Source organism: Streptomyces sp. ADI96-02, from assembly GCF_003846185.1.
Classification (GTDB): domain Bacteria; phylum Actinomycetota; class Actinomycetes; order Streptomycetales; family Streptomycetaceae; genus Streptomyces.
The window spans coordinates 1,554,470-1,577,947 of the sequence record NZ_ML123034.1; the positions used below are offsets into that span (position 1 = coordinate 1,554,470).

Sequence of the window (23,478 nt, forward strand, 5' to 3'; positions counted from 1 at the left end):
GTACGGGAGGCTCCCGTACCGCCCGCCCCGCGTCGCGGGTAACGGGGTCCTGCCCCTCGTCCGTGACCGGGTCCCCTCGCCTTCGCACCGGGTCCCCGGCGCCGGGTCAGGCGCCGTCGGCCTGCAGGCTCATCGGGCCGTAGATCTTGGTCGAGTCCTCGAAGAGCGTCACCTGCTGAGCGCCGCCCTCCAGCAGTTCCTTCCAGAACTCGCCGATCCAGGACTCCGCGTCGCCCTGGGTGGTGAACTCCTCCGGCTGCAACGCCGGCTCCGTCTCCGTACCGTCGGACTTCTCGAACCGCCACGTCCACGCCATGTCCGCCTCCTGGGTCACGTTGCTGCCCGAAGCCTAGCCGGGCGCGCACCCGGAGCGGGGACACGGGAGGATCAACGTGTGGAACTGACTCTGCTCGGCACCGGAGCCCCCGACGGGCTGCCGCGCCCCTCCTGCCCCTGTGCCGCCTGCGCGACCGCCCGCGGTCCGTGGGCGCGGGCCGCGACGGCCCTGCTGGTCGACGAGGCGCTGCTGCTCGACCTGACCCCGGGGGCGGTCTTCGCCGCCGCCCGCGCGGGGCGTTCGCTGAGCGCGGTGCGCCAGGTGCTGCTGACCCATCCGCACGACGGGCCCGCCGTCGAGCTGCCCGCGGTGCTGCCCCCGGCCGGACGGGTGCCGGACGGCCAGGTGCTGACGCTGATCAGCGGGCACCGGGTGCGGGCGGTGCCGATGGACGCGCCGGGCACCGGGTACGAGGTGAGCGCCCCGGAGGGCGAACGGCTGCTGTACCTGCCGCCGGGCGGCGCGCCCGCCGGGCTGGCCGAGCGGGTGGAGCGGCCGTACGACATGGTCGTCTGCGATGTGGTCGGGCGGCCCGACGCGGTGGCGCGGCTGCGGGCGGCGGGCGCGATCGGCCCGGCGACCGAGGTGATCGCGGTCCATCTGGACCATGACGCGCAGCCCGGCGCGGCGCTGGAGCGGCGGCTCGCGGCGGCCGGGGCGCGGGCGGTGCCGGACGGTACGACGCTGGTGGTCGGCGACTACCGGGCGGTGCCGGACGTGCCGCGGCGGGTGCTGGTGACGGGCGGCGCGCGGTCGGGCAAGTCGCTGGTGGCCGAGCGGCGGCTGGAGACGTTCCCCGGGGTGGTGTACGTGGCAACGGGCGGGCGGCGGGACGGGGACGCGGAGTGGGCGGCCCGGGTGGGGGCGCACCGCGAGCGCAGGCCCGGCGGCTGGCGGACCGAGGAGACCTGCGAGCCCGCGGAGCTGCTGGCCGCCGACGGGCCGCCGCTGCTGATCGACTGCCTGTCGCTGTGGCTGACGGACGCGATGGACCGGGTGGGGGCCTGGGAGGACGAGCGGTGGGCGCGGGGCGGCGAGGCGGCGTTGCGGGCCCGGGTCGCGGAGCTGGTCGGCGCGGTGCGCGGGACGCGGCGGAGCGTGGTGCTGGTGACCAACGAGGTGGGTTCCGGGGTGGTTCCGGCGACGGCGTCGGGGCGCCGGTTCCGGGACGAGCTGGGGCGGCTGAACGCGGCGGTGGCCGCCGAGTGCGAAGAGGTCCTGCTGGTGGTGGCGGGCCAGGTGGTGGTCCTGCGCGGCTGAGCGCGGGTCCCGGGGCCGTCCCGCGCGGCTGAGCGCGCCCCGGGGCCGGGGACTGCCGGGCGCGCGGGACCGTGCCGGTTGCGGAGGCTCAGGGCGCGCGGGCCCCGGGCCGGAGCGGCCTTCGGGCGCGGGTCGGCCGCGGAGGGCGGGCGGTACTGTTCCGGGCAGGAGTCCCCGGCGGGCTCCCGGACCCCGACGTGACGACCCGCGAGGCAGACTCCGTGAACCTGGACGACTTCTCCGACCTGATCGAACGCCCCGACGGGGGTGTCCGGCGCGATGCCGAGGAACGGCGGGAGCGGCTGATCGTTCCGCCGGGGGCGCTGGGCCGGCTCGACGAACTGGCCGAGTGGCTGAGCGCCGCGCAGCAGTCCGTACCGGTCAGGGCCGTCGCACAGCCGCGTCTGGTGATCTTCGCGGGCGACCACGGCGTGGCGGAGCTGGGCGTCTCGGGCCGAGCGGCGGGCACCACCCATGAGCTGGTCCGGGCCGCGCTCGACGGTTCCAGCCCGGTGGCGGTGCTGGCCCGCCGCTTCGCGGTGCCGATGCGGATCGTGGACGCCGGCATCGATTGCGACCCGGAGCTGCTGCCGGAGTCGGTCGTGCGCCACCGGGTGCGGCGCGGTTCGGGCCGGATCGACGTCGAGGACGCGCTGAGCGCCGAGGAGGCCGAGCGGGCGGTCCGCCTGGGGATGGCCATCGCGGACGAGGAGGCGGACTCCGGGACGGATCTCGTGGTCCTCGGCGATCTGAGCGTCGGCGGGACCACGGCCGCGGCGACGCTCATCGCGGCGCTGTGCGGTACGGACGCCTCCGTGGTGACGGGGCGCGGCGGGGCGGGCATCGACGACCTGGCGTGGATGCGCAAGTGCGCCGCGGTGCGGGACGCGCTGCGGCGGGCGCGGCCGGTGCTCGGCGACCAGGTGGAGCTGCTGGCCGCGGTGGGCGGCGCGGATCTGGCGGCGATGACGGGGTTCCTGCTCCAGTCGGCGGTGCGCCGGATGCCGGTGATCCTGGACGGGGTCGTCTCGGCCGCCTGTGCGCTGGTGGCGCAGCGGGCGGCGTTCCGGGCTCCGGACTGGTGGCTGGCCGGGCAGGTGAGCGGGGAGCCCGCGCAGACGAAGGCGCTGGACCGGATGGCCCTCACCCCGCTGCTGGACCACGGTGTGACGGTCGGCGAGGGCAGCGGGGCGCTGCTGGCGCTGCCGCTGGTGCAGGCCGCGGCGGCGCTCGCCGCCGAGCTGCCGGAGCGCCCCGAGCCCGAGCCGGAGCCCCAGCAGGAGCGGGAGCCGGTGCGGGAGGACGGGACGCCGGACGGGCCGGACAGCCGGGCGGCCGAGCCCGCCGGCGGAGTGGGAGCCGGGGCCGCCGACGGAGGCTGAGCCGCAGCCGCACCGCTGAGCCGGCACCGTGGACGCGGGCCGGATCCGGGGCGCTCCGCGAGCCGTGCGGACCTCAGGAGCGGCCGGCCTCTGCGGATCTCAGGAGCGGTCGGCCCCTGCGGACCTCAGGAACGACCCCACCGCCCATATGTCCGTCAAGCGCCATATGATCGATTCTCATGGGAGAGGTTCGATCGGCCGGCGCGAACGTGGCGACCGGACGCGGCAGCGCCCGGTCGCGGCGCTCCGCGGCCTTCGCCGTCTGGTACCTGCGCGTCGTCTCGTTCATCGATTTCCTGAGCGCCGTCTGGGTCACCCTCGGTCAGGACCTGCGGCGTCACGACACCGAGGACCACTTCACGCCGTATCTGCTGACGGCCGGGTTCTCCTCCGGCGTGATCGCGCTGTTCCTGGCGATCACCATGCGCCGGCGCAAACGGGCCGCCTGGATCGTCAACCTGGTGCTGAGCGGCCTGCTGCTGCTCGCGTTCGTCCTCGCCCTCGTCTTCGCGGAGGTCCGGCAGTACCCGCAGAACTGGGTCTCGCTGGGGCTGACCGCCGCGTTCGTCTCGGCCCTGCTGCTCGGCCGGCGGGAGTTCTACGCCAAGGGCGACCGCTCCAACCCGAGGCTCGCGGCCCTGGTCGCGGTGGTCGGGCTGCTGGTCACCTCGCTGGTCGCCGCGGCGCTGGTCACCGTCACGGACACCGCCCACGACGAGTACCGCTCCACGTTCTGGGACCGCTGGCGCTACGGGGCGCTGCGGCTGGTCTCGGTGTCCTCCGACGACGCGCGCTTCCCCGGGATCGCCGTGCCCGGCTGGGTCGACGTGGTCATCAACATCCTGTCGACGCTGCTGCTGATCGCCGTCGTGTACGCGGCCTTCCGCTCGCGCCGGTCGCTCGACGCGCTCACTGCGGAGGACGAGGCGGGGCTCCGCGCGCTGCTCGACAGGTACGGCGACCGCGACTCGCTCGGCTACTTCGCGCTGCGCCGCGAGAAGAGCGCGCTGTGGTCGCCGACCCGCAAGGCCGCCGTGGTCTACCGGGTGGTCGGCGGTGTCTCGCTGGCCTCGGGCGACCCGGTCGGGGATCCGGAGGCATGGCCGGGGGCGATCGAGCCGTGGCTGGCCGAGGCCCGGGAGCACGGCTGGATCCCGGCCGTGATGGGTGCGAGCGAGGAGGCGGGCACCGTCTACGCCCGGCACGGCCTGGACGCGCTCGAACTGGGCGACGAGGCGATCGTGGAGACGGCGGACTTCACGCTGGACGGGCGGGCGATGCGCGGCGTGCGCCAGGCGTACAACCGGGTGGGGCGCGCCGGGTACACGGTGCGGATCCGGCGGCACGCGGAGATCCCCGGGGACGAGATGGCCCAGTTGGTGCGGCGCGCCGACGACTGGCGCGACGGGGCAACCGAGCGGGGCTTCTCGATGGCGCTGGGGCGGCTCGGCGATCCGGCGGACGGCCGGTGCGTGATGCTGGAGTGCCGCCAGGCCGGCGAGGACGGGAGGCCGGGCGAACTGCGCGCGATCCTGAGCTTCGTGCCGTGGGGGCCGAACGGCCTCTCGCTGGACCTGATGCGCCGCGACCGGAACGCGGAGAACGGCCTGACGGAGTTCATGGTCATCGACCTGCTCCGCCGCTCCGGCGAGATCGGGATCACCCAGGTGTCGCTCAACTTCGCGATGTTCCGGTCCGTCTTCGAACGGGGATCGCGGCTCGGTGCGGGACCGGTGCTGAGGCTGTGGCGTTCGCTGCTGACCTTCTTCTCGCGCTGGTGGCAGATCGAGTCGCTCTACCGCGCCAACGCCAAGTACCGGCCGATCTGGGAGCCGCGCTTCATGCTGTTCGAGAAGAGCGCCGACCTGGCGCGCGTCTCCCTGGCGGCGGGCCGCGCCGAGGGGTTCCTGCCGGCTCCGACGCTCCCGGCGTGGCTGCGCCGCCCGCGCCTGGACGCCCGCGGATGAGCCGCCGCCTCCCGGCGCTGTGCGGCGTACGCGCGCGTGGCGCGGCCGGCGTCGGGACCGTCGGGACCGTCAGGGCTTGCGGGGCGGGACCGCCAGGCTTGCGGGCCGGGACCGTCAGGGCTTGCGGGCGGGGGGCAGCGGGGGCCGGTCCGGGGTGCCCCCGATGAGGTCCTGGAACCTGCGCCGGGGCCCGGCCCACCGCACGTCGTGGTGGTAGGCGCGCAGCACCGCCCGGGAGCGGGCGCGGTGGCGGTTGCGGTAGAAGCGCCGCGCCCAGAGCGAGGTCGGCCGGGCCAGGCGGATGGCGCCGATCAGCGCGACGATCGGGACGAGCGTGCCGACCACCGCCATCCGGGTCTTGCCCTTGAACAGCGAGATCAGGACGAAGCAGAAGCTGATCGCGTACGTCGTGATGACGCTGAGCCGGCTCTGCTGCTCGTCGTCGCTCACGCCGTCCACCCCGAGCGGCGAGAAGCCGAGGAGGACCAGCAGGACGAGCGAGGCGGTCAGCACGACCACCTCCACGCTCTGCCGGCCCTCCTCGGTCCAGTACACGTCGTCCAGGTGCAGGATCAGCGCGAACTCGTCGAGCACCAGACCGGCCCCGATCCCGAAGACCACCGCGCAGACCCCCGCGGTCACCCCCTGCCGCCCGCTGGCGACCGCCCCGAAGCCGCCGACCACCGACAGCACGACGCCGGGCACCACGTGGTGGATGTGCACCCCGCCCGGGGTGATGTTGCGGAACGGGCCCTTCCCCGCGCGGATCATGCGGGTGATGGTGCGGGTGACGGCGAAGGTCAGCACGAAGGCGGACAGCGCGAGCAGCAGCGGGAGCTTGCCCGGCTCGACGATGTTGCTCTGCCACCAGTGACCCATGCCACCCACTCCCGATACGTCCCGATCCGCGTCGCTGATGACGCTTCGCCCAATCTATCGGCGCGGGACAGCGGCTAGCCTGCCCGCGGTGACCTCCCTGAACAGCCACGGCGTGCGTTTCGCCTTCGGCACCCTGACCGTGCTCCCCGTCCGTGTGACCCGCTGGGACCGCGAGACGGCCCGTGCGGGCATGCTGCTCGCCCCGCTCGCCGGGCTCGTCGTCGGCGTGCTCGCCGCCGGGGCGGGCTCGCTGTCGCTGCTGCTCGGCTCGGGGCCGCTGCTCGCGGCGGTCGCCTCCGCGGCGGTGCCCGCCGTCCTCACGCGGGGGCTGCATCTGGACGGTCTGGCCGACACCGCCGACGGCCTCGGCAGCGCCCGGCCGCCCCGGGACGCGCTGCGGATCATGAAGCAGTCCGACATTGGGCCGTTCGGTGTGATCACCCTGCTGCTGGTGCTGCTGGCCCAGGTCGCCGCGCTCTTCGAGCTGTACGGGGACGGCTGGGCCCGCGGGGCCCTCGGCGCGGTGGTGGCCGCCGTGACCGGCCGCCTCGCGCTCACCCTGGCGTCCCGTCAGGGCGTTCCGGCGGCCCGGCCCGAGGGGCTCGGCGCGATGGTCGCGGCCACCGTCCCGGCCGGGCGCGCGGCGGCGGCCGTGGCGGTGACGGCGGCGCTGTGCGCGGGCGCGGGCGCGCTGCCGGGCGGGTACGGGTCGGCGCACGCGGCGATCGCCGTGCTGCTCGCCCTGGCCGCGGCCGACCTGCTGCTGCGGCACTGCGTACGGCGGCTGGGCGGGGTCACGGGGGACGTCTTCGGCGGTGTGGAGGAGACGGCGGTGACGGCGGCGCTGGTGGTGCTGGCCCTCGGCCCCTGACCCGCCCGCCGCCCGACGCCGGGCGGTCGCCCCGGCGGCCGGAGCGCGTACGGCGACGGAACGGCCCGCCGCCCTGACCCGACAGGAAGGGCGCGCGTAGGCTCATTCCCGGCACATTGCGGGCCGTCTACGATGCGCCGGGCACGGTCGGCCCACCCCTCGACCGATCTGGAACTCAACGGAAGCGAGATTTCACCACCGTGACTGCTCTCACTCTCAGCACTGCCGGTGCGGCGACGCTGCGCGCCGACGCCCTCGTCGTCGGCGTCGCGAAGGGCGCCGGATCCTCGTCGGGGCACCTGGTCCTCGCGCCGGGCGCCGAGGCCGTGGACAAGGCGTTCGACGGAAAGCTCGCCACCGTTCTGGAGACCCTGGGCGCCACGGGCGCCGAGGGCGAACTGACCAAGCTGCCCGCGCCGTCCGGCCTGAAGGCCCCGGTCGTCATCGCGGTCGGGCTCGGCCCGGTCCCCGCCGAGGCGGACGCGTACGACGCCGAGGCGCTGCGCCGGGCCGCGGGCACCGCGGCCCGCGCTCTGACCGGAGCGAAGAAGGCCGGTTTCGCGCTGCCGACCGGCTCGATCGAGGACGCGGCGGCCGTCGCGGAGGGCGCGCTGCTCGGCGCGTACGCCTTCACCGCCTACCAGGGCGGCGAGAACAAGCTGGCCCCCAAGGACGCGAAGTCCGGCAAGTCCGCCAAGAACAGCGGCCCGAAGCCGCCGCTCGCCGAGGTGGCCCTGCTCGGCGGCAAGCCGCGCGACAAGGCGTTCAAGGCCGCCGCCGAGCGTGCCGCCGCCGTGGCGGAGGAGATCAACCGCGCCCGCGACCTGATCAACACCCCGCCCAACGACCTCTACCCCGAGTCCTTCGCCGCCGTGGCCACCGCCGCCGGCAAGGAGCACGGCATCAAGGTCCAGGTCCTCGACGAGAAGGCGCTCGTCAAGGGCGGCTTCGGCGGTCTGCTGGGCGTCGGCCAGGGCTCCACCCACGGCCCGCGCCTGGTGCGGCTCGCCTACACCCACCCCAAGGCCGAGAAGACCCTCGCCCTCGTCGGCAAGGGCATCACCTACGACTCGGGCGGCATCTCGCTCAAGCCGGCCGGCCACAACGAGACGATGAAGTGCGACATGAGCGGCGCCGCCGCCGTGTTCGCCGCCGTCGTCTCGGCCGCCCGCCTCGGCCTGCGGGTCAACGTCACCGGCTGGCTGGCCCTGGCCGAGAACATGCCCTCCGGCAACGCCACCCGCCCCGGTGACGTGCTGCGCATGTACAGCGGCAAGACCGTCGAGGTCCTGAACACCGACGCCGAGGGCCGGCTCGTGCTGGCCGACGCGCTGACCCGCGCCTCGGAGGAGAAGCCGGACGCGATCGTGGACGTGGCGACCCTGACCGGCGCGATGGTCCTGGCGCTCGGCAACCGCACCTTCGGCGTCATGGCGAACGACGACGCCTTCCGCACCTCGATCCACGAGATCGCCGAGGAGGTCGGCGAGGCGTCCTGGCCGATGCCGCTCCCCGCCGACCTGCGCAAGGGCATGGACTCCCCCACCGCCGACATCGCCAACATGGGCGAGCGGATGGGCGGCGGCCTGGTGGCCGGCCTGTTCCTGAAGGAGTTCGTGGGCGAGGGCATCGCCTGGGCGCACCTGGACATCGCGGGCCCGGCCTTCCACGAGGGCGCTCCGTACGGTTACACGCCCAAGGGCGGCACCGGCTCCGCGGTCCGCACCCTGGTGCGCCTCGCCGAGCGCACCGCCGACGGCGACCTGGGCTGAGCGAGCCGACGCGCACGGCCCCGGGCACAGGTCCGGGGCCGTACGTGTTGTCCGTGCGGCAGCGGTAAGGAGTGCCACGGGTCCGGAGTATCTCGCGGGTCCGGGAGGGTTCGCGGGTCCGGGAGGGTTTCGCTCTCGACGTAACCGCCGAATCCGCCGCCGTCTACGCAGCAGTAACCCTCCGGGACGGACGATCCTCCGTCCCGGAGGCGGGCCCCGCGTCCCGCCTGCCTTCGACAAGTGCGAAGATGGGTTCTCGGCAGGACAGGGCCCCCACCACAGGGCCGAATGACAAAAGCGGCCGAACACCAGCCGACCGGCCGGTCACACCCCAGCGACGGGGCCCGGCGTACGGCGCACATGCATGGAGGACGTGACGTGGCGAACGACGCCAGCACCGTTTTCGACCTAGTGATCCTCGGCGGTGGCAGTGGCGGTTACGCCGCGGCCCTGCGCGGAGCGCAGCTGGGCCTGGACGTCGCCCTGATCGAGAAGGGCAAGGTCGGCGGCACCTGCCTGCACAACGGCTGCATCCCCACGAAGGCGCTGCTGCACGCCGGCGAGATCGCCGACCAGGCCCGCGAGTCGGCCCAGTTCGGCGTGAAGGCGACCTTCGAGGGCATCGACATGGAGGCCGTCAACGCGTACAAGGACGAGGTGATCTCGGGCCTGTACAAGGGTCTCCAGGGACTCATCGCCTCGCGCAAGGTCCACTACATCGAGGGTGAGGGCACGCTCTCGTCGCCGACCTCCGTCGATGTGAACGGCCAGCGCGTCCAGGGCCGCCACGTGCTGCTGGCGACCGGCTCCGTGCCGAAGTCGCTGCCCGGCCTGGAGATCGACGGCAACCGGATCATCTCCTCGGACCACGCGCTGAAGATGGACCGTGTCCCGAAGACCGCGATCGTGCTGGGCGGCGGCGTCATCGGCGTCGAGTTCGCCTCGGCGTGGAAGTCCTTCGGCACCGAGGTCACCGTCGTCGAGGGCCTCAAGCACCTCGTCCCGGTCGAGGACGAGAACAGCTCGAAGCTTCTGGAGCGCGCGTTCCGCAAGCGCGGCATCAAGTTCAACCTCGGCACGTTCTTCGAGAAGGCCGAGTACACGCAGGACGGCGTCCGCGTCACCCTGGCCGACGGCAAGACGTTCGAGGCCGAGCTGCTGCTCGTCGCGATCGGCCGCGGCCCGGTCTCGCAGGGCCTGGGCTACGAGGAGCAGGGCGTCGCGATGGACCGCGGCTACGTCCTGGTCGACGAGTACATGCAGACCAACGTCCCGACGATCTCGGCCGTCGGCGACCTCGTCCCGACCCTCCAGCTCGCCCACGTCGGCTTCGCCGAGGGCATCCTGGTGGCGGAGCGCCTCGCCGGCCTCAAGACCGTCCCGATCGACTACGACGGCGTGCCGCGGGTGACGTACTGCCACCCCGAGGTCGCCTCCGTCGGCATCACCGAGGCCAAGGCCAAGGAGATCTACGGTGCGGACAAGGTCGTCGCCCTCAAGTACAACCTCGCGGGCAACGGCAAGAGCAAGATCCTGAAGACCGCGGGCGAGATCAAGCTCGTCCAGGTCAAGGACGGTGCCGTGGTCGGCGTCCACATGGTGGGCGACCGCATGGGCGAGCAGGTCGGCGAAGCCCAGCTGATCTACAACTGGGAGGCGCTGCCCGCCGAGGTCGCGCAGCTCATCCACGCCCACCCGACCCAGAACGAGGCGATGGGCGAGGCTCACCTGGCGCTGGCCGGCAAGCCCCTCCACTCACACGACTGATCCCCCGGTTCCGGGCGCGACGACCGACCACTTCCGCATTTTCGTAAGGAGCAACTGAAACCATGTCGGTTTCCGTAACCCTTCCGGCGCTCGGCGAGAGCGTCACCGAGGGCACTGTCACCCGTTGGCTGAAGGCCGAGGGCGAGCGCGTCGAGGCCGACGAGCCGCTGCTGGAGGTCTCGACCGACAAGGTCGACACCGAGATCCCGGCCCCCGCTTCCGGCGTTCTGGCCTCCATCAAGGTCGCCGAGGACGAGACCGTCGAGGTCGGCGCCGAGCTGGCCGTCATCGACGACGGCTCGGGCGCTCCGGCCGCCGCCGAGGCGCCTGCCGCCGAGGCCCCGTCCACCGAGCCGGCCGCCACCCCGGCCCCGGCCGCCGAGGAGGCGCCCACCGCGCCGTCGACCGAGACCGAGGCTCCGGCCGAGGCCCCGACCGCCGAGGCGGCCACCGGCGCTTCGTCCGCCGAGGGCACCGACGTCACCCTCCCCGCGCTCGGCGAGAGCGTCACCGAGGGCACCGTCACCCGCTGGCTGAAGGAGGTCGGCGAGGAGGTGGCCGAGGACGAGCCTCTGCTGGAGGTCTCCACGGACAAGGTCGACACCGAGATCCCCGCCCCGGTCGCCGGCGTGCTGCTGGAGATCGTGGTCGGCGAGGACGAGACCGCCGAGGTCGGCGCCAAGCTCGCCGTCATCGGCGCCCCGGGCTCGGCTCCGGCCGCCGCTCCGGCGCAGCCCGCCGCCCCGGCCCAGGAGGCTCCGCAGCAGGAGGCCCCGAAGCAGGAGGAAGCCCCCCGGCAGGAGGCTCCGAAGCAGGAGGCCCCGGCCGCTCCGGCCGCTCCGGCCGCTCCGGCCGCCGCGCCCGCCGCCCCGCCGCAGCCCGCCGCCCCGGCCCAGGCCCAGGCTCCGTCGGCCCCGGCCCCCGCCGCTCCGGCTCCGGTCACCCCGGCCCCGGCCGCCCCGGCCCCCGCCGCGCCCTCCGGCGACGACGGCGCGTACGTCACGCCGCTGGTCCGCAAGCTCGCGTCCGAGAACAACGTGGACCTGGGCGCGGTCAAGGGCACCGGCGTCGGCGGCCGTATCCGCAAGCAGGACGTCGTCGCCGCCGCGGAGGCCGCCAAGGCCGCCGCCGCTCCGGCGCCCTCCGCCGCTCCGGCCGCCGCCGCCAAGGCGCCGAAGCTGGAGGCGTCCCCGCTGCGCGGTCAGACGGTCAAGATGACCCGCATGCGCAAGGTCATCGGCGACAACATGATGAAGGCGCTGCACTCGCAGGCCCAGCTGACCTCGGTCGTCGAGGTCGACATCACCAAGCTGATGAAGCTGCGCAACCAGGCGAAGGCCGCCTTCGCCGCCCGCGAGGGCGTCAAGCTGTCCCCGATGCCGTTCTTCGTGAAGGCGGCGGCCCAGGCGCTGAAGGCCCACCCGGTCGTCAACGCCCGGATCAACGAGGACGAGGGCACCATCACGTACTTCGACTCGGAGAACATCGGCATCGCCGTGGACGCCGAGAAGGGTCTGATGACCCCGGTCATCAAGGGTGCGGGCGACCTGAACATCGCCGGCATCTCGAAGAAGACCGCCGAGCTGGCCGGCAAGGCCCGCGGTGGCGGCCTGACCCCGGACGACATGTCCGGCGCCACCTTCACCATCAGCAACACCGGTTCGCGCGGTGCGCTGTTCGACACCGTCATCGTCCCGCCGAACCAGGCCGCCATCCTGGGCATCGGCGCGACGGTCCGCCGTCCGGTGGTCATCGACCACCCGGACCTCGGCGAGACCATCGCGGTGCGCGACATGACCTACCTCGCGCTCTCCTACGACCACCGTCTGGTCGACGGCGCGGACGCCGCCCGTTACCTGACCTCGGTCAAGGCGATCCTGGAGGCCGGCGAGTTCGAGGTCGAGCTCGGCCTCTGAACCACCGCCTGTAACCAGCCTCACCAGCGGCGCCCCCGTCCGGAACCCTTCCGGGCGGGGGCGCCGCCGTATTGTCTAAGACCGAGCGACGCACGGAGGGTGGAGGAGGGAGCGGGCCTGCCCCGCGCCGCCGCCCGCCACGCGCCGCTCGGTCTGACACCGCGGGCGGCCCGCCGCCACCGTGATGACGTAGGCCGCACCGGTCTGCCCCGAAGGAGCGCTCCATGACCCCGCCCGTCGTCCACTCGCTGCGCGAACAGATCCGCGAGCACATCGTGGAGGGGATCGTCAGCGGGCGCTGGAAGCCGGGCGAGCGGATCGTGGAGCGCCGGATCGCCACCGAGCTGGAGGTCAGCCAGACGCCGGTGCGCGAGGCCCTGCGCGAGCTGGAGACGCTCCGGCTGATCGAGTCGGCTCCCAACAAGGGCGTGCGGGTGCGCAGTCTGACCGCCGCGGACCTGGAGGAGAGCTATCCGGTCCGGGCCGGTCTGGAGCAGATCGCGGCCGAGCTGGCGGCCTCCCGGCTCGGCCGGGACTGCTCGGCGCTGGCGCCGCACGTGGCCGCCCTGTACGAGGCGGACCGGCGGGCGGACGGCGAGGCGCAGGTGCGGCACACGGTGGGCTTCCACCGGGAGCTGGTGCGGGCCGCGGGGAACGCGGTCCTGCTGCACACCTGGGAGGGGCTGGGCATCGAGGTGTTCACGGCCCTGTCGATCCGCTGGCTGGGCACGGTGCAGAAGTCGTACGCGGAGGAGCACGAGGCGCTGATCGACGCGTTCCTGCGGCACGACCCGCAGATCGGCGAGCTGGTGAAGGCGCATGTCCTGGGCTGCGCGCCGCGCGCCTGACGGCCGCGTCATCTGGCGGCCGGCTCGCTCTTCCGTGCAGGTCAGCGCCCTTTTTGCCGCCTTTGAGGCGTCACTGCGTGCCCCGTTTCGAGGCACGGAATGCCACTTTTCTTCAGATCGAGAAGTTTTGCCTTCAAATCTTTGATCGATCATCGATCAGCGTCCTACAGTTCACTTCGCGGGCCCACCGGCCCCATCGCCCTGTCCTGCCCGTCAGGGACTTCTCCACCCCCCTCCTCTCCGGAAGGCGGCGATCATGACCGACCCCGTAGGAAAGCTTCCGAGCGAGCTCGACCAGCTCCCGGACCGCGACCCCGAGGAGACCGCCGAATGGGCGGCCTCCCTGGACGCCGTCACCAAGGCCGCCGGCCCGCACCGCGCCGCGTACCTGATGCGCCGCTCGCTCCAGCACGCCGAGGGCGCCGGTCTCGCGCTGCCCAAGCTGCTGGAGACCGATTACGTCAACACCATCCCGACCGCCGCCGAGCCCGCGTTCGACGGCGACCTGGAGATGGAGTCGAGGATCACCGCGTGGAACCGCTGGAACGCGGCGGCGATGGTGACCCGGGGCGCCCGCTACGGGGTCGGCGGCCACATCGCCACCTTCGCCTCGGCGGCCTGGCTCTACGAGACCGGCTTCAACCACTTCTTCCGCGGCAAGGAGGGGGACGGCAGCGGCGACCAGCTCTACATCCAGGGCCACGCCTCCCCCGGCATCTACGCCCGCGCCTTCCTGGACGGCCGGATCAGCGAGCAGCAGCTCGACAACTTCCGCCAGGAGGCGGGCGGCGAGGGCCTGCCCTCCTACCCGCACCCGCGGCGGCTGCCCTGGCTGTGGGAGTTCCCCACCGTGTCGATGGGCCTCGGCCCGCTCTCGGCCATCTACCAGGCGCGCTTCAACCGCTATCTGGCCAACCGCGGCATCAAGGACACCTCGAACTCGCACGTCTGGGCCTTCCTGGGCGACGGCGAGATGGACGAGCCCGAGTCGACCGCGGCCCTGGCACTGGCGGCGCGGGAGGGGCTGGACAACCTCACCTTCGTCATCAACTGCAACCTCCAGCGCCTCGACGGGCCGGTCCGCGCCAACTTCCGCGTGGTCCAGGAGCTGGAGGGCGCGTTCCGCGGGGCCGGCTGGAACGTCGTCAAGACGCTCTGGGGCAGCGCCTGGGACGAGCTGTTCCAGCTGGACACCACGGGTGCGCTGGTGCGGCGGCTGCGCGCGGTGCCGGACGCCCAGTTCCAGACGTACGCCACCCGCGACGTCGCCTACATCCGCGAGCACTTCTTCGGCGCCGAGCCCGCGCTCGCCGAGCTGGCGAAGCTGCTCAGCGACGCGAAGATCGCCGAGTGCTTCTACACCTCGCGCGGCGGCCACGAGGCCCGCAAGGTGTACGCGGCGTACCGGGCGGCCGTCGAGCACAAGGGCGCGCCGACCGTCATCCTCGCCCAGACGGTCAAGGGCTACACGCTCGGCAAGGGCTTCGAGTCCAAGAACGCCAACCACCAGATGAAGAAGCTGTCGATCGACGAGTTCAAGGGCATGCGCGAGCTGCTCGGCCTCCCGATCCCGGACAGCGCCTTCGCCGACGGCCTGGTCCCCTACGGCCACCCGGGCGCCGACTCCCCCGAGGTCCGCTACCTCCAGGAGCGCCGCGCCGCCCTCGGCGGCCCCGCCCCCGCCCGCCGGGTGCACGCGGTGGCGCTGCCGGAGCCGGAGGAGCGCGCGTTCACGGCCCTGTACAAGGGGTCCGGCAAGCAGGAGATGGCCACCACCATGGCGTTCGTCCGCCTGGTGAAGGACCTGATGCGGGACAAGCAGACCGGCAGGCGCTGGGTGCCGATCGTCCCGGACGAGGCCCGTACCTTCGGTATGGAGTCCCTCTTCCCGTCCGCCGGCATCTACTCGCCGCTGGGCCAGACGTACGAGCCGGTCGACCGCGACCAGCTGATGTACTACAAGGAGGCCAAGGACGGCCAGATCCTCAACGAGGGGATCACCGAGGCCGGGGCCATGGCCGACTTCATCGCCGCCGCCACGTCGTACGCGACGCACGGCGAGACGATGATCCCGTTCTACATCTTCTACTCGATGTTCGGCTGGCAGCGGACCGGCGACCAGATGTGGCAGCTCGCCGACCAGCTCGGCAAGGGCTTCATCGTCGGCGCGACGGCGGGCCGTACGACCCTGACGGGTGAGGGCCTCCAGCACGCGGACGGCCACTCGCACCTGATCGCGGCCACCAACCCGGCCTCGCTCAACTACGACCCGGCGTTCGCGTACGAGATCGCGGTGATCGTCAAGGACGGTCTGCGCCGGATGTACGGGCCCCAGGCCGAGGACGTCTTCTACTACCTGACGGTCTACAACGAGCCGAAGCCCCAGCCCGCGATGCCCGCGGGCGTCGAGGAGGGCATCCTCAAGGGCCTGTACCGCTTCAAGGAGGGCACGCCCGCGGCGGCGGACGCGCCGCGCCTGCAACTGCTGGCCTCCGGCACGGCGATCCACTGGGCGCTGGAGGCCCAGGAGCTGCTGGCCGCCGACTGGGGCATCACCACCGACGTCTGGTCCGCCACCTCCTGGGGCGAGCTGCGCCGGGACGCGCTGGCGGCCGACGAGGCGCTGCTCCGCGGCGAGATGCGTCTTCCGTACGTGACGCAGGCGCTCTCCGGGGCCCCGGGCCCGGTGCTCGCGGTCAGCGACTGGATGCGCCAGGTGCCGGACCAGATCAGCCAGTGGGTGGAGCAGGACTGGTCCTCGCTCGGCACGGACGGTTTCGGCCTCTCCGACACCCGTGACGCGGCCCGCCGCCACTTCGGCGTCGACGCGCGGTCGATCGCGGTCGCCGCGCTGGCGCAGCTGGCCCGGCGCGGCGAGGTCCCGGCCTCCGCCGTCAAGGAGGCCCGGGAGCGTTACGGGCTCTGACGCCCGGCTCCACCGCAGGTCCCCGAACCCCCGGCCGCCGGGGCGGGCGCGTCCGACAGCGCCCCGCCCCGGCGGCCGGGGGTTCGCGCATGCCGTCGCGCCCGCAGCGCCCGCAGCGCCCGTCACGGGCCGTCTCGGGCCGTCTCGGGCCGGGGCCGCCGTGGACGCGGCGGCCACAATGGACGCATGCGCGCTGCCCGGCTGATCAAGATGGTGCTGCTCCTGCAGTCCCGCCCCGCCATGACCGCCGCCGAACTCGCGGCGGAGCTGGAGGTGTCGGAGCGGACCGTGACCCGGGACGCCCAGGCCCTGTCCGAGGCGGGCGTCCCGGTCTACGCCGAGCGGGGCCGGGCGGGCGGCTACCGGCTGGTCGGCGGCTACCGCACCCGGCTGACGGGCCTGGCCCGCGACGAGGCGGAGGCGCTGTTCCTGTCGGGGCTGCCCTCGGCGCTGCGCGAGATGGGTCTGGAGGACGCGGCGTCGGCCGCGCGGCTCAAGGTGTCGGCGGCGCTGCTGCCCTCGCTGCGCGACGCCTCCGCCTCCGCCGCCCGGCGCTTCCACCTCGACGCCCCGTCCTGGTACCACGAACCGGCCACTCCCGATCTGCTGCCCGTCGTGGCGGACGCGGTATGGGACGACCGGCTGCTGCGCGCCCGGTACCGCAGGGGCGGTCGCGACGGTACGGAGGTGGAGCGGGAGCTCGCTCCGTACGGGCTCGTCCTGAAAGCAGGGGTCTGGTACCTGTGCGCCCGGGTCGCGGACGACTTCCGGGTCTACCGGATCGACCGCTTCACGGCGGTGACGGCGGGCGAGGAGCGCTTCGAGCGGGACGCGGCCTTCGACCTGCCCGGGTTCTGGGCGGAGCGTGCCGCCGACTTCGCCCGGTCCCTGCTGCGTACCGAGGTGACCGTACGGGTGAGCGAAAGCGGAGCGCGGCAACTGGCGCGCGCGGGCGACCGGGCGGCGGCCGAGGCGGCGCTCGCCGAGGCGGCGCCGGCCGGTCCGGACGGGCTGCGCACGGTCACGCTGCCCGTGGAATCACTGGAGGTGGCGTACAGCCAGCTGCTGGCGCTCGGCCCCGAGTTGGAGGTCCTGGCTCCGCCGGCCCTGCGGAGCCGGTTCGCCGAGGCGGCCGAACGCCTGCGCGAGCTGTATCGCTGAAGGGCTTCTTTTCGCCGTCTGGGCGTGCGGGCCCACCCGGCAGGCTGGATGCTGGACCCGTGATGGACGAGACGGAGTTCTGGGAGATCGTCGACAGCACCCGCGAGGCCGCCGAGGGGGACCCCGAGGAACAGGCCGATCTGCTCGTGGAGCGGCTGGTGCAGCTCGATCCGGAATCCGTGCTGGATTTCGCCCGGCACTTCGAGGCCCGCTACAACCGCGCCTACCGCTGGGACGTGTGGGGCGCGGCGGCCGTACTGCTGGGCGGCGCGAGCGACGACGCGTTCGACTACTTCCGGTGCTGGCTGATCGGCCAGGGCCGGGAGGTCTTCGAGGGCGCGCTGCACGACCCGGACAGCCTGGCGGAGCTGCTGGACGACTTCGACGAGGAGATCGACGGCGACGGCGAGGACCTGGGGTACGCGGCCGACGAGGCGTACGAGCAGTTGACCGGCGTGGTCGCCCCGGACCTGGGGCTGCCGCCGCAGAGCGCCGACCCGCTGGGCACGCCGTTCGACTTCGAGGACGAGGAGGCCCTGGCCGCCCGCTACCCCGGGCTGCGGGACCGGTTCGGACCGGGCTGAGCCGCCGGGCCGGGACGGGTCACGGCGTGAGGGAGCGGCCCATCAGGACGTCGTCGGCGTAGCGCCCGTCCAGGAAGAACTCCCCGCCCAGCACGCCTTCCACGGCGAACCCCTCCGAGGCGTAGAGCGCGCGGGCCGGGGTGTTGTGGCCGAGGACCCGCAGGGTGATCCGGGCGGCGCCCTGGCGGCGCGCCTCGGCGACGGCGGCCCGCAGCAGGATCCGCCCGACTCCGGCCCCGCGCGCCCAGACGGCCACGGCGAGCCCCTGTATCTGCCGGACGTGGGCGTTGCAGGCGAGCGCGGTCGGCGGACGCAGCGCGATGTATCCGGCGAGGCGGTGGCGGCCTGGCTCCTCCGCCGCCTCGGCCTCCGCCACCAGGTAGTACTGCGGCAGGTGCCGTTCGTCGAAGAACGGGGCGTACGGCGGCTGCGGGCGGGGCTGCACCGCGTGCAGCGTCGACCAGGTCGCCCGGTCCAGCTCGCCCAGGGCGGCGGCGTCGGAGGGCACGGCGCGGCGGACGGGACGCAGGGCGGGCGGAGGCATGGCGTCACTGTGCCATGCGGTGTCCGACGGGGTCCATGGGGCAGGATGGACGCATGCCGAGCTCCCGTATCGCCGTCAGCGGATCGACCGGACTCATCGGAGCGGCGCTGGTGCGCTCGCTGCGAGCCGACGGGCACGAGGTGGCCCGCCTGGTGCGGCGGCCCGCCGCGTCCGGCGACGAGGTGGAGTGGGATCCGAAGCGCGGTCGGGTGGACGTGGCCGGGCTGGTGGGCTGCGACGCCGTGGTGCACCTGGCGGGGGCCGGGGTGGGCGACCGCCGGTGGACGGACGCGTACAAGCGGGAGATCCGCGACAGCCGGGTGCTGGGCACGGCCGCGATCGCCGACGCCGTCGCCTCGCTCGACACTCCGCCGCGCGTGCTGCTCTCCGGGTCGGCGATCGGCTTCTACGGCGACACGGGCGTTCGCGCGGTGGACGAGGGCGCGCCGCCCGGCGACGGGTTCCTGCCGTCCGTGTGCGAGGAGTGGGAGGCGGCCACCGCCGCCGCCGAGGAGGCGGGCATCCGCACGGTCCACGCCCGCACGGGGCTGGTGGTGGCGCGCGAGGGCGGTGCGTGGGGGCGGCTGTTCCCGCTGTTCCGGGCCGGGCTCGGCGGCCGGATGGGCAGTGGTCGCCAGTACTGGAGCTTCATCGCGCTGCACGACCACGTCGCCGCGCTGCGGCACATCCTGGACACCGAGACCCTCACCGGCCCGGTGAACCTCACCGGGCCCGATCCGGTCACCAACGCCGAGGTGACCGCGGCCATGGGCCGCGTCCTGCGCCGCCCGACTCTCTTCACCGCGCCCGCGCCCGCGCTCCGGGCCGCGCTCGGCGAGTTCGCGGAGGACGTGCTGGGCAGTCAGCGGGTGCTGCCGGGCAGGCTGCTGGACTCCGGGTTCGCCTTCGCCTTCCCCGGCATCGACGAGGCGATCCGCGCGGCACTGCGCTGACCGCTCGTGTACGGACGGCCGGTGGCGGGCGCAGGTCCGGCCGTACCGTCCGGTGCGGGCGTACGTCCGGCGGGTGCGGGCCCCGGCGTGTGCGACCCCGTGCCCCGGTGCTCCCCGTCGCGCGCGACTGACCCGTTCCCGGCCGTCCTCCTAGCCTCGATGCGAACTCCGGTATTCCGGGGAGCTGTCGAGGGCAATAGCCCTCCACCAGTCGCACCGACTCGGGAGGGGCATGTGCGCAGCACGGCACACCACGCAGACGTGGTCATCATCGGAGCCGGAATCGCCGGCCTGTCAGCGGCCCACCTGCTGACCCGGGCAGGGCTCGGCGTCAGCGTCCTGGAGGCCGCGTCCCGGGTGGGCGGCCGACTGGTCACCGACGACCTGGACGGCTTCCGCCTGGACCATCTGGGCCCGCTGCTCTGCGGCTCCTGGCCCGAGCTGGCGGGCGCTCCCGGGCTCGGGGGCCCGAAGCTCGCCGGGTTCGCGCCCGGAGTGCTGGTGCACAGCGAGGGCCGACGCCACCTCACGGCCGACCTCCGGAGCGCGAGGGGCGCATTGAAAGCGGTGCGCTCCCGTACGAGCGCCCCCCACAGTTCGCCGCCCCGAACGTACGGGGGCGGTCCGCGGATCGCCCCGCGCGGCGGCAGGAGCGGCGTGGTGACGGGCGCGATCGACCGGGCCCGGCTGAGCGCGGCGCTCTCCCGGCTGGCCGCCGTGCCCGCGGCCCGCATCCTGGCCCGCCCGGAACGGACCGCGGCCGACTCGCCGCTCGTGGGCGGTCTGCCCGCCCGCACGGTCGACGGCGTCCTGCGTCCGCTGCTCTCGGCCCTGCTGGGCGATCCCGCGCTGACGACGTCGAGCCGGTACGCCGAGCTGGTCCTGCGGGACTACGCGCGCGGCGGGCTCTGCGTCCCGGCCGGGGGCTCGGCGGCTCTGCCCGATCTGCTGGCCGCCGCGCTGCCGCCGGGGACGGTGCGCACCGGCGTGCACGTGACGGCCGCCGACATCACCTCCGTACGCACCAAGGAGCACGGCGAACTGGGCTGCCGCTCGCTGCTGCTGGCCACCGGTGCGGGTGCGGCGGCCGAGCTGCTGCCCGGTCTGCGCCTGCCCGCGTTCCATCCCGTGACGGTCCTGCACCACACCGCTCCCGCGCCGCCGCCGACCGGGGGCTCGCTGGTGCTGGACGCCGACCGGTCGGGCCCGGTGGCGCACACGGCGGTGATGAGCGAGGTGGATCCCTCGCGCGCCCCGGCGGGCCGGACGCTGATCACCTCGACGGTGCTGGGGACCCCGCCGCCGGATCTGGACCGCTCCGTGCGCGGGCATCTCGCGGCCCTGTACGGCACGCCGACGCACGACTGGGAGCTGCTGGCCGCCCATCACGATCCGGAGGCGGTGCCCGCGATGGAGGCCCCGCACGATCCGCGCCGCCCGGTGCGGGTGCTGGCCGGGCTGTACGTGTGCGGCGACCACCGCGACACGAGCACCGTCCAGGGCGCGCTCCAGTCGGGCCGCCGCGCGGCGCGGGCGATCCTGGCCGACCTGGGCCTCCCGGCGGCGCACGAAGGGGACGCGCGGCTCGCCGAGGCGGCGTAAGGGCTGCCCCCTCGCGCGCCGGTGGCCGCGTCCGGGTCAGCCGAGGGCGGCGACCCGGTCGCGGTAGCCGCGGACGGCGGCGGCGTCCCGGTAGGGCTCCAGGCTCCGCTCGAAGGCGCGCACGTACTCGGTGGCCCGTACGGAGCGCATCTCCGACGCCTGCTGGGCCGCCTCGGCGCCCAGCAGGCACGCCTGGTCCAGCTCGCCGAGGCCGAGCCGGGCCGAGGCCAGCACGACCCGGCAGAAGAGCCTGCTGCGGGCGTAGGCCGGGGCGCGCAGCTGGAGCGAGCGTTCCGCGTGCTGGGCGGCGGCCCGGTACTGCTGGAGGTCGCGGTGGCAGTGGCCGAGCTCGTCGGCGAGCTGCGCCTCGTCGAAGTGGCGGGCCCAGTGCGGCACGTCGTCGCCGGGCCGCGCCGCCTCCAGGGCGTGCTCGGCCCGGGTCAGCGCTGCGGTGCAGGCCCGGACCTCGCCGAGGACGCCGTGGCCGCGCGCCTCGACCGAGTGCAGCAGGGCCTGGACGAGCGGCGGCGCGGCCGAGCCGAGGCCCTGCTGGGCGACCCGGGCGAGCTGCACCGCCTCCCGGCCGTGCCCGAGGTAGACGGCCTGCCGGCTCATCGTGATGAGGACGTACGCCCCGTAGCCCCGGTCCCCCGCGGCCTGGGCGAGACGCAGCGCCTGGACGAAGTAGCGCTGCGCGAGGCCGTGGGCGGCGATGTCGTACGAGGTCCAGCCGGCCAGCCGGGTCAGGTCGGCGGCGGCGGCGAACAGGCGGCGGCCGGTGGCCTCGCCGTAGCTGCCCCGGAGCATCGGCTCGGCCTCGTGCTCCAGGTAGCGCACGAGGGCCTGCCGGGCGTGCCCGCCGCCGTAGGCGTTGTCGAGGGCGCGGAAGAGCTCGGCGACCGAGCGGAGCGCGGCCACGTCCCCGCCGCCCACCCGCTGGCCGGGCCCGCGGTCGGTCTGCTGCCGCTGGCGCGGGACGGCGGGCAGCGGCCCGGCGCCGGGCGGCGCGGTGAGCGGCGACGGCTGTACGGCCTGCGGGGCGGGGGCGCGCAGCGCGCCGCGGAGGTCGGTGCGCGGCGGGCCGTCCGGGCGGCCCGCGAGCGGGGCTCCGCCGGCCACCGGGGCGCCGGCCCGGCGCGGCGGCGCGGGCTGGCGGTCCGGGCCGCCGTCGCGGGCGACCCAGTCGTCGGGCCGCCCGATCAGCCAGTCGCGGCTGGGCACGACGAGGCCGGCCGGGGTGAAGGCGATCTTGCGCAGCTCGGTGTGGGTGCCGGAGTCCTTGCGCCACAGTCCGCTGACGATGTCGACGGCCTCGGCCGGGGTCGCGGCGAACTCCAGGCCGGCGTAGACGGGGGCACAGGCGTCGAGGCCGAGGTCCTGGGCGGAGAGCCTGCGTCCGAGCCGCCGGGTGAAGACCTCCGCGATCAGCGCGGGCGTGGTGCCGCGCGGCTGCTGCCCCCGGAGCCAGCGGGTGACGGAGGTCTTGTCGTACCGCAGGTCGAGGCCGTGTTCGAGGCCGAGTTGGTCGACCCTGCGGGCCAGACCCGCATGGGAGAACCCGGCTTCCGCGATCAGTGAGGCGAGTCGGCGGTTGGGCGTGCGCTGTGGGGGTCGCTCCGACATCAGCTGTACGGTCTCCTGCCTTCGGGGCCGGACGGGCAGCCCACATGGGAACGGCGTGAATTTAGCGGCCACCGGGGCGTCCGGAGGCACCCTTTGCTCCACGTTCATCCGATCGTGTGAGGATTGCGAACAGAGCTGACGGAATCGACCTGCCCGAGGGCCGACCGGGTGACGGTCGTACAGTGGGTCGCGGGCGCGATCAGTGCAGGGCGCCGTCATCCCGGGGACACCCCTCCGGGCGCGCGGCGCCACACGTAGGGAGGCATCTGCCGTGAGCGAGCTGCGGTTCGTCCGTCTGGGGTTCGGCGCGGAGGCCGTCGAGTACCAGGAGGCGTGGCAGAAGCAGCGCGAGGTGCACGCGGCCCGGTTCGCGGACCTGGCGCCGGACACCTGCCTGCTCCTGGAGCATCCGCCGGTCTACACGGCGGGCCGCCGGACCGCCGACAGCGAACGCCCGCTGGACGGCACGCCGGTCGTCGACGTGGACCGGGGCGGGAAGATCACCTGGCACGGCCCGGGGCAGCTCGTCGGCTACCCGATCCAGAAACTGCCGCGCCCGGTCGACGTGGTCGCGCACGTCCGCCGGCTGGAGGACGCGCTGATCCGCACGGCCGCCGACTTCGGCGTGGAGACCTCGCGGGTCGAGGGGCGCAGCGGCGTCTGGGTGCTCGGCGACCCGGTCGAGCGGCGTCCGTCGCCGGGCGGGCTCGCGCTGGACTTCGACCCGCGGCTCAACGACGAGGAGTTCGACCCGCGGCTCAACGGCCCCGAGTACGCCCCGTCCAACGCCGGCCAGCGCCGCGAGGACCGCAAGCTGGCCGCGATCGGCATCCGGGTCGCCAAGGGCGTGACGATGCACGGGTTCGCCCTCAACGTGAACCCGGACAACACCTGGTTCGACCGCATCGTGCCCTGCGGCATCCGCGACGCGGGGGTCACCTCGCTCTCGGCCGAGCTGGGCCGGGAGATCACCATCGGCGAGGTGCTGCCGGTGGTGGAGAAGCACCTGCGCGAGATCCTGGAGAACGCGGACCTCGCGCCCCGGGCGGTCGAGCCGCCGAAGGCGGCGGCGTCCGCCTGACACCG

Annotated in this window: 18 protein-coding genes; 14 read left to right on the forward strand and 4 right to left on the reverse strand. The window is 74.3% G+C overall.

Annotated elements, in window-relative coordinates; translation table 11 throughout:
• Positions 1-106: 106 nt before the first annotated feature.
• Positions 107-316 carry a hypothetical protein gene (locus tag EES43_RS06825; RefSeq protein WP_124267881.1) on the reverse strand — a complete coding sequence of 70 codons (210 nt, stop codon included), beginning with the start codon at positions 314-316 and terminating at the stop codon, positions 107-109.
• A gap of 78 nt (positions 317-394) precedes the next feature.
• Between EES43_RS06825 and EES43_RS06830 the strand changes: the two genes are divergently transcribed.
• The 3 genes from EES43_RS06830 (at position 395) to EES43_RS06840 (ending at position 4,946) form a co-directional block, all read left to right on the forward strand.
• A complete protein-coding gene (locus EES43_RS06830) occupies positions 395-1,597 on the forward strand; it encodes a bifunctional adenosylcobinamide kinase/adenosylcobinamide-phosphate guanylyltransferase (RefSeq protein WP_124267882.1) in 1,203 nt (400 codons plus the stop codon).
• A 221-nt stretch (positions 1,598-1,818) separates the two neighbouring features.
• Positions 1,819-2,979 carry a nicotinate-nucleotide--dimethylbenzimidazole phosphoribosyltransferase gene (gene cobT / locus EES43_RS06835; RefSeq protein ID WP_241192614.1) on the forward strand — a complete coding sequence of 387 codons (1,161 nt, stop codon included), beginning with the start codon at positions 1,819-1,821 and terminating at the stop codon, positions 2,977-2,979.
• Between the two features lie 179 nt (positions 2,980-3,158).
• Complete coding sequence (locus EES43_RS06840; RefSeq protein WP_124267883.1) at positions 3,159-4,946, forward strand: phosphatidylglycerol lysyltransferase domain-containing protein; 1,788 nt, start codon at positions 3,159-3,161, stop codon at positions 4,944-4,946.
• Between the two features lie 114 nt (positions 4,947-5,060).
• Here the strand turns inward: EES43_RS06840 and EES43_RS06845 are convergent, their stop codons facing one another.
• Positions 5,061-5,825: a hypothetical protein gene (locus EES43_RS06845; protein WP_124267884.1), complete on the reverse strand. Its 765-nt coding sequence runs from the start codon at positions 5,823-5,825 to the stop codon at positions 5,061-5,063.
• 88 nt (positions 5,826-5,913) lie between these two features.
• Between EES43_RS06845 and EES43_RS06850 the strand changes: the two genes are divergently transcribed.
• The 8 genes from EES43_RS06850 (at position 5,914) to EES43_RS06885 (ending at position 17,670) form a co-directional block, all read left to right on the forward strand.
• Positions 5,914-6,696 carry an adenosylcobinamide-GDP ribazoletransferase gene (locus EES43_RS06850; RefSeq protein ID WP_124267885.1) on the forward strand — a complete coding sequence of 261 codons (783 nt, stop codon included), beginning with the start codon at positions 5,914-5,916 and terminating at the stop codon, positions 6,694-6,696.
• 200 nt (positions 6,697-6,896) lie between these two features.
• Positions 6,897-8,468, forward strand: a complete 1,572-nt coding sequence (locus tag EES43_RS06855; protein ID WP_124267886.1) for a leucyl aminopeptidase — start codon at positions 6,897-6,899, stop codon at positions 8,466-8,468.
• A gap of 378 nt (positions 8,469-8,846) precedes the next feature.
• Positions 8,847-10,235: a dihydrolipoyl dehydrogenase gene (gene lpdA, locus EES43_RS06860; RefSeq protein WP_124267887.1), complete on the forward strand. Its 1,389-nt coding sequence runs from the start codon at positions 8,847-8,849 to the stop codon at positions 10,233-10,235.
• A 62-nt stretch (positions 10,236-10,297) separates the two neighbouring features.
• The gene (gene sucB, locus EES43_RS06865; protein WP_124267888.1) at positions 10,298-12,151 is read left to right on the forward strand and encodes a 2-oxoglutarate dehydrogenase, E2 component, dihydrolipoamide succinyltransferase; all 1,854 of its coding nucleotides are present in this window, start codon (positions 10,298-10,300) and stop codon (positions 12,149-12,151) included.
• Positions 12,152-12,375: 224 nt separating this feature from the next.
• Positions 12,376-12,999 carry a GntR family transcriptional regulator gene (locus tag EES43_RS06870; RefSeq protein WP_124267889.1) on the forward strand — a complete coding sequence of 208 codons (624 nt, stop codon included), beginning with the start codon at positions 12,376-12,378 and terminating at the stop codon, positions 12,997-12,999.
• Between the two features lie 256 nt (positions 13,000-13,255).
• Positions 13,256-15,925, forward strand: coding sequence for a pyruvate dehydrogenase (acetyl-transferring), homodimeric type (gene aceE / locus EES43_RS06875; protein ID WP_124267890.1), 2,670 nt, complete (start codon positions 13,256-13,258; stop codon positions 15,923-15,925).
• 186 nt (positions 15,926-16,111) lie between these two features.
• Positions 16,112-17,086 carry a helix-turn-helix transcriptional regulator gene (locus tag EES43_RS06880; RefSeq protein WP_124267891.1) on the forward strand — a complete coding sequence of 325 codons (975 nt, stop codon included), beginning with the start codon at positions 16,112-16,114 and terminating at the stop codon, positions 17,084-17,086.
• Between the two features lie 62 nt (positions 17,087-17,148).
• The gene (locus tag EES43_RS06885) at positions 17,149-17,670 is read left to right on the forward strand and encodes a DUF4240 domain-containing protein (protein WP_124271823.1); all 522 of its coding nucleotides are present in this window, start codon (positions 17,149-17,151) and stop codon (positions 17,668-17,670) included.
• Positions 17,671-17,689: 19 nt separating this feature from the next.
• Here the strand turns inward: EES43_RS06885 and EES43_RS06890 are convergent, their stop codons facing one another.
• Positions 17,690-18,214 (reverse strand): GNAT family N-acetyltransferase, encoded by a 525-nt coding sequence (locus EES43_RS06890; protein ID WP_124267892.1) that lies wholly within the window; start codon positions 18,212-18,214, stop codon positions 17,690-17,692.
• Between the two features lie 53 nt (positions 18,215-18,267).
• Between EES43_RS06890 and EES43_RS06895 the strand changes: the two genes are divergently transcribed.
• Together EES43_RS06895 and EES43_RS06900 are read left to right on the forward strand one after the other, a co-directional pair.
• The gene (locus EES43_RS06895; protein ID WP_124267893.1) at positions 18,268-19,167 is read left to right on the forward strand and encodes a TIGR01777 family oxidoreductase; all 900 of its coding nucleotides are present in this window, start codon (positions 18,268-18,270) and stop codon (positions 19,165-19,167) included.
• A gap of 234 nt (positions 19,168-19,401) precedes the next feature.
• A complete protein-coding gene (locus EES43_RS06900; protein ID WP_124267894.1) occupies positions 19,402-20,769 on the forward strand; it encodes an FAD-dependent oxidoreductase in 1,368 nt (455 codons plus the stop codon).
• Between the two features lie 36 nt (positions 20,770-20,805).
• On the opposite strand, the gene EES43_RS06905 is transcribed toward EES43_RS06900, so the two are convergent.
• Complete coding sequence (locus tag EES43_RS06905) at positions 20,806-22,392, reverse strand: regulator (RefSeq protein ID WP_124267895.1); 1,587 nt, start codon at positions 22,390-22,392, stop codon at positions 20,806-20,808.
• Positions 22,393-22,663: 271 nt separating this feature from the next.
• Here EES43_RS06905 and lipB point away from each other — a divergent pair, with 271 nt between their 5' ends.
• A complete protein-coding gene (gene lipB, locus EES43_RS06910; protein ID WP_124267896.1) occupies positions 22,664-23,473 on the forward strand; it encodes a lipoyl(octanoyl) transferase LipB in 810 nt (269 codons plus the stop codon).
• Positions 23,474-23,478 lie beyond the last annotated feature (5 nt).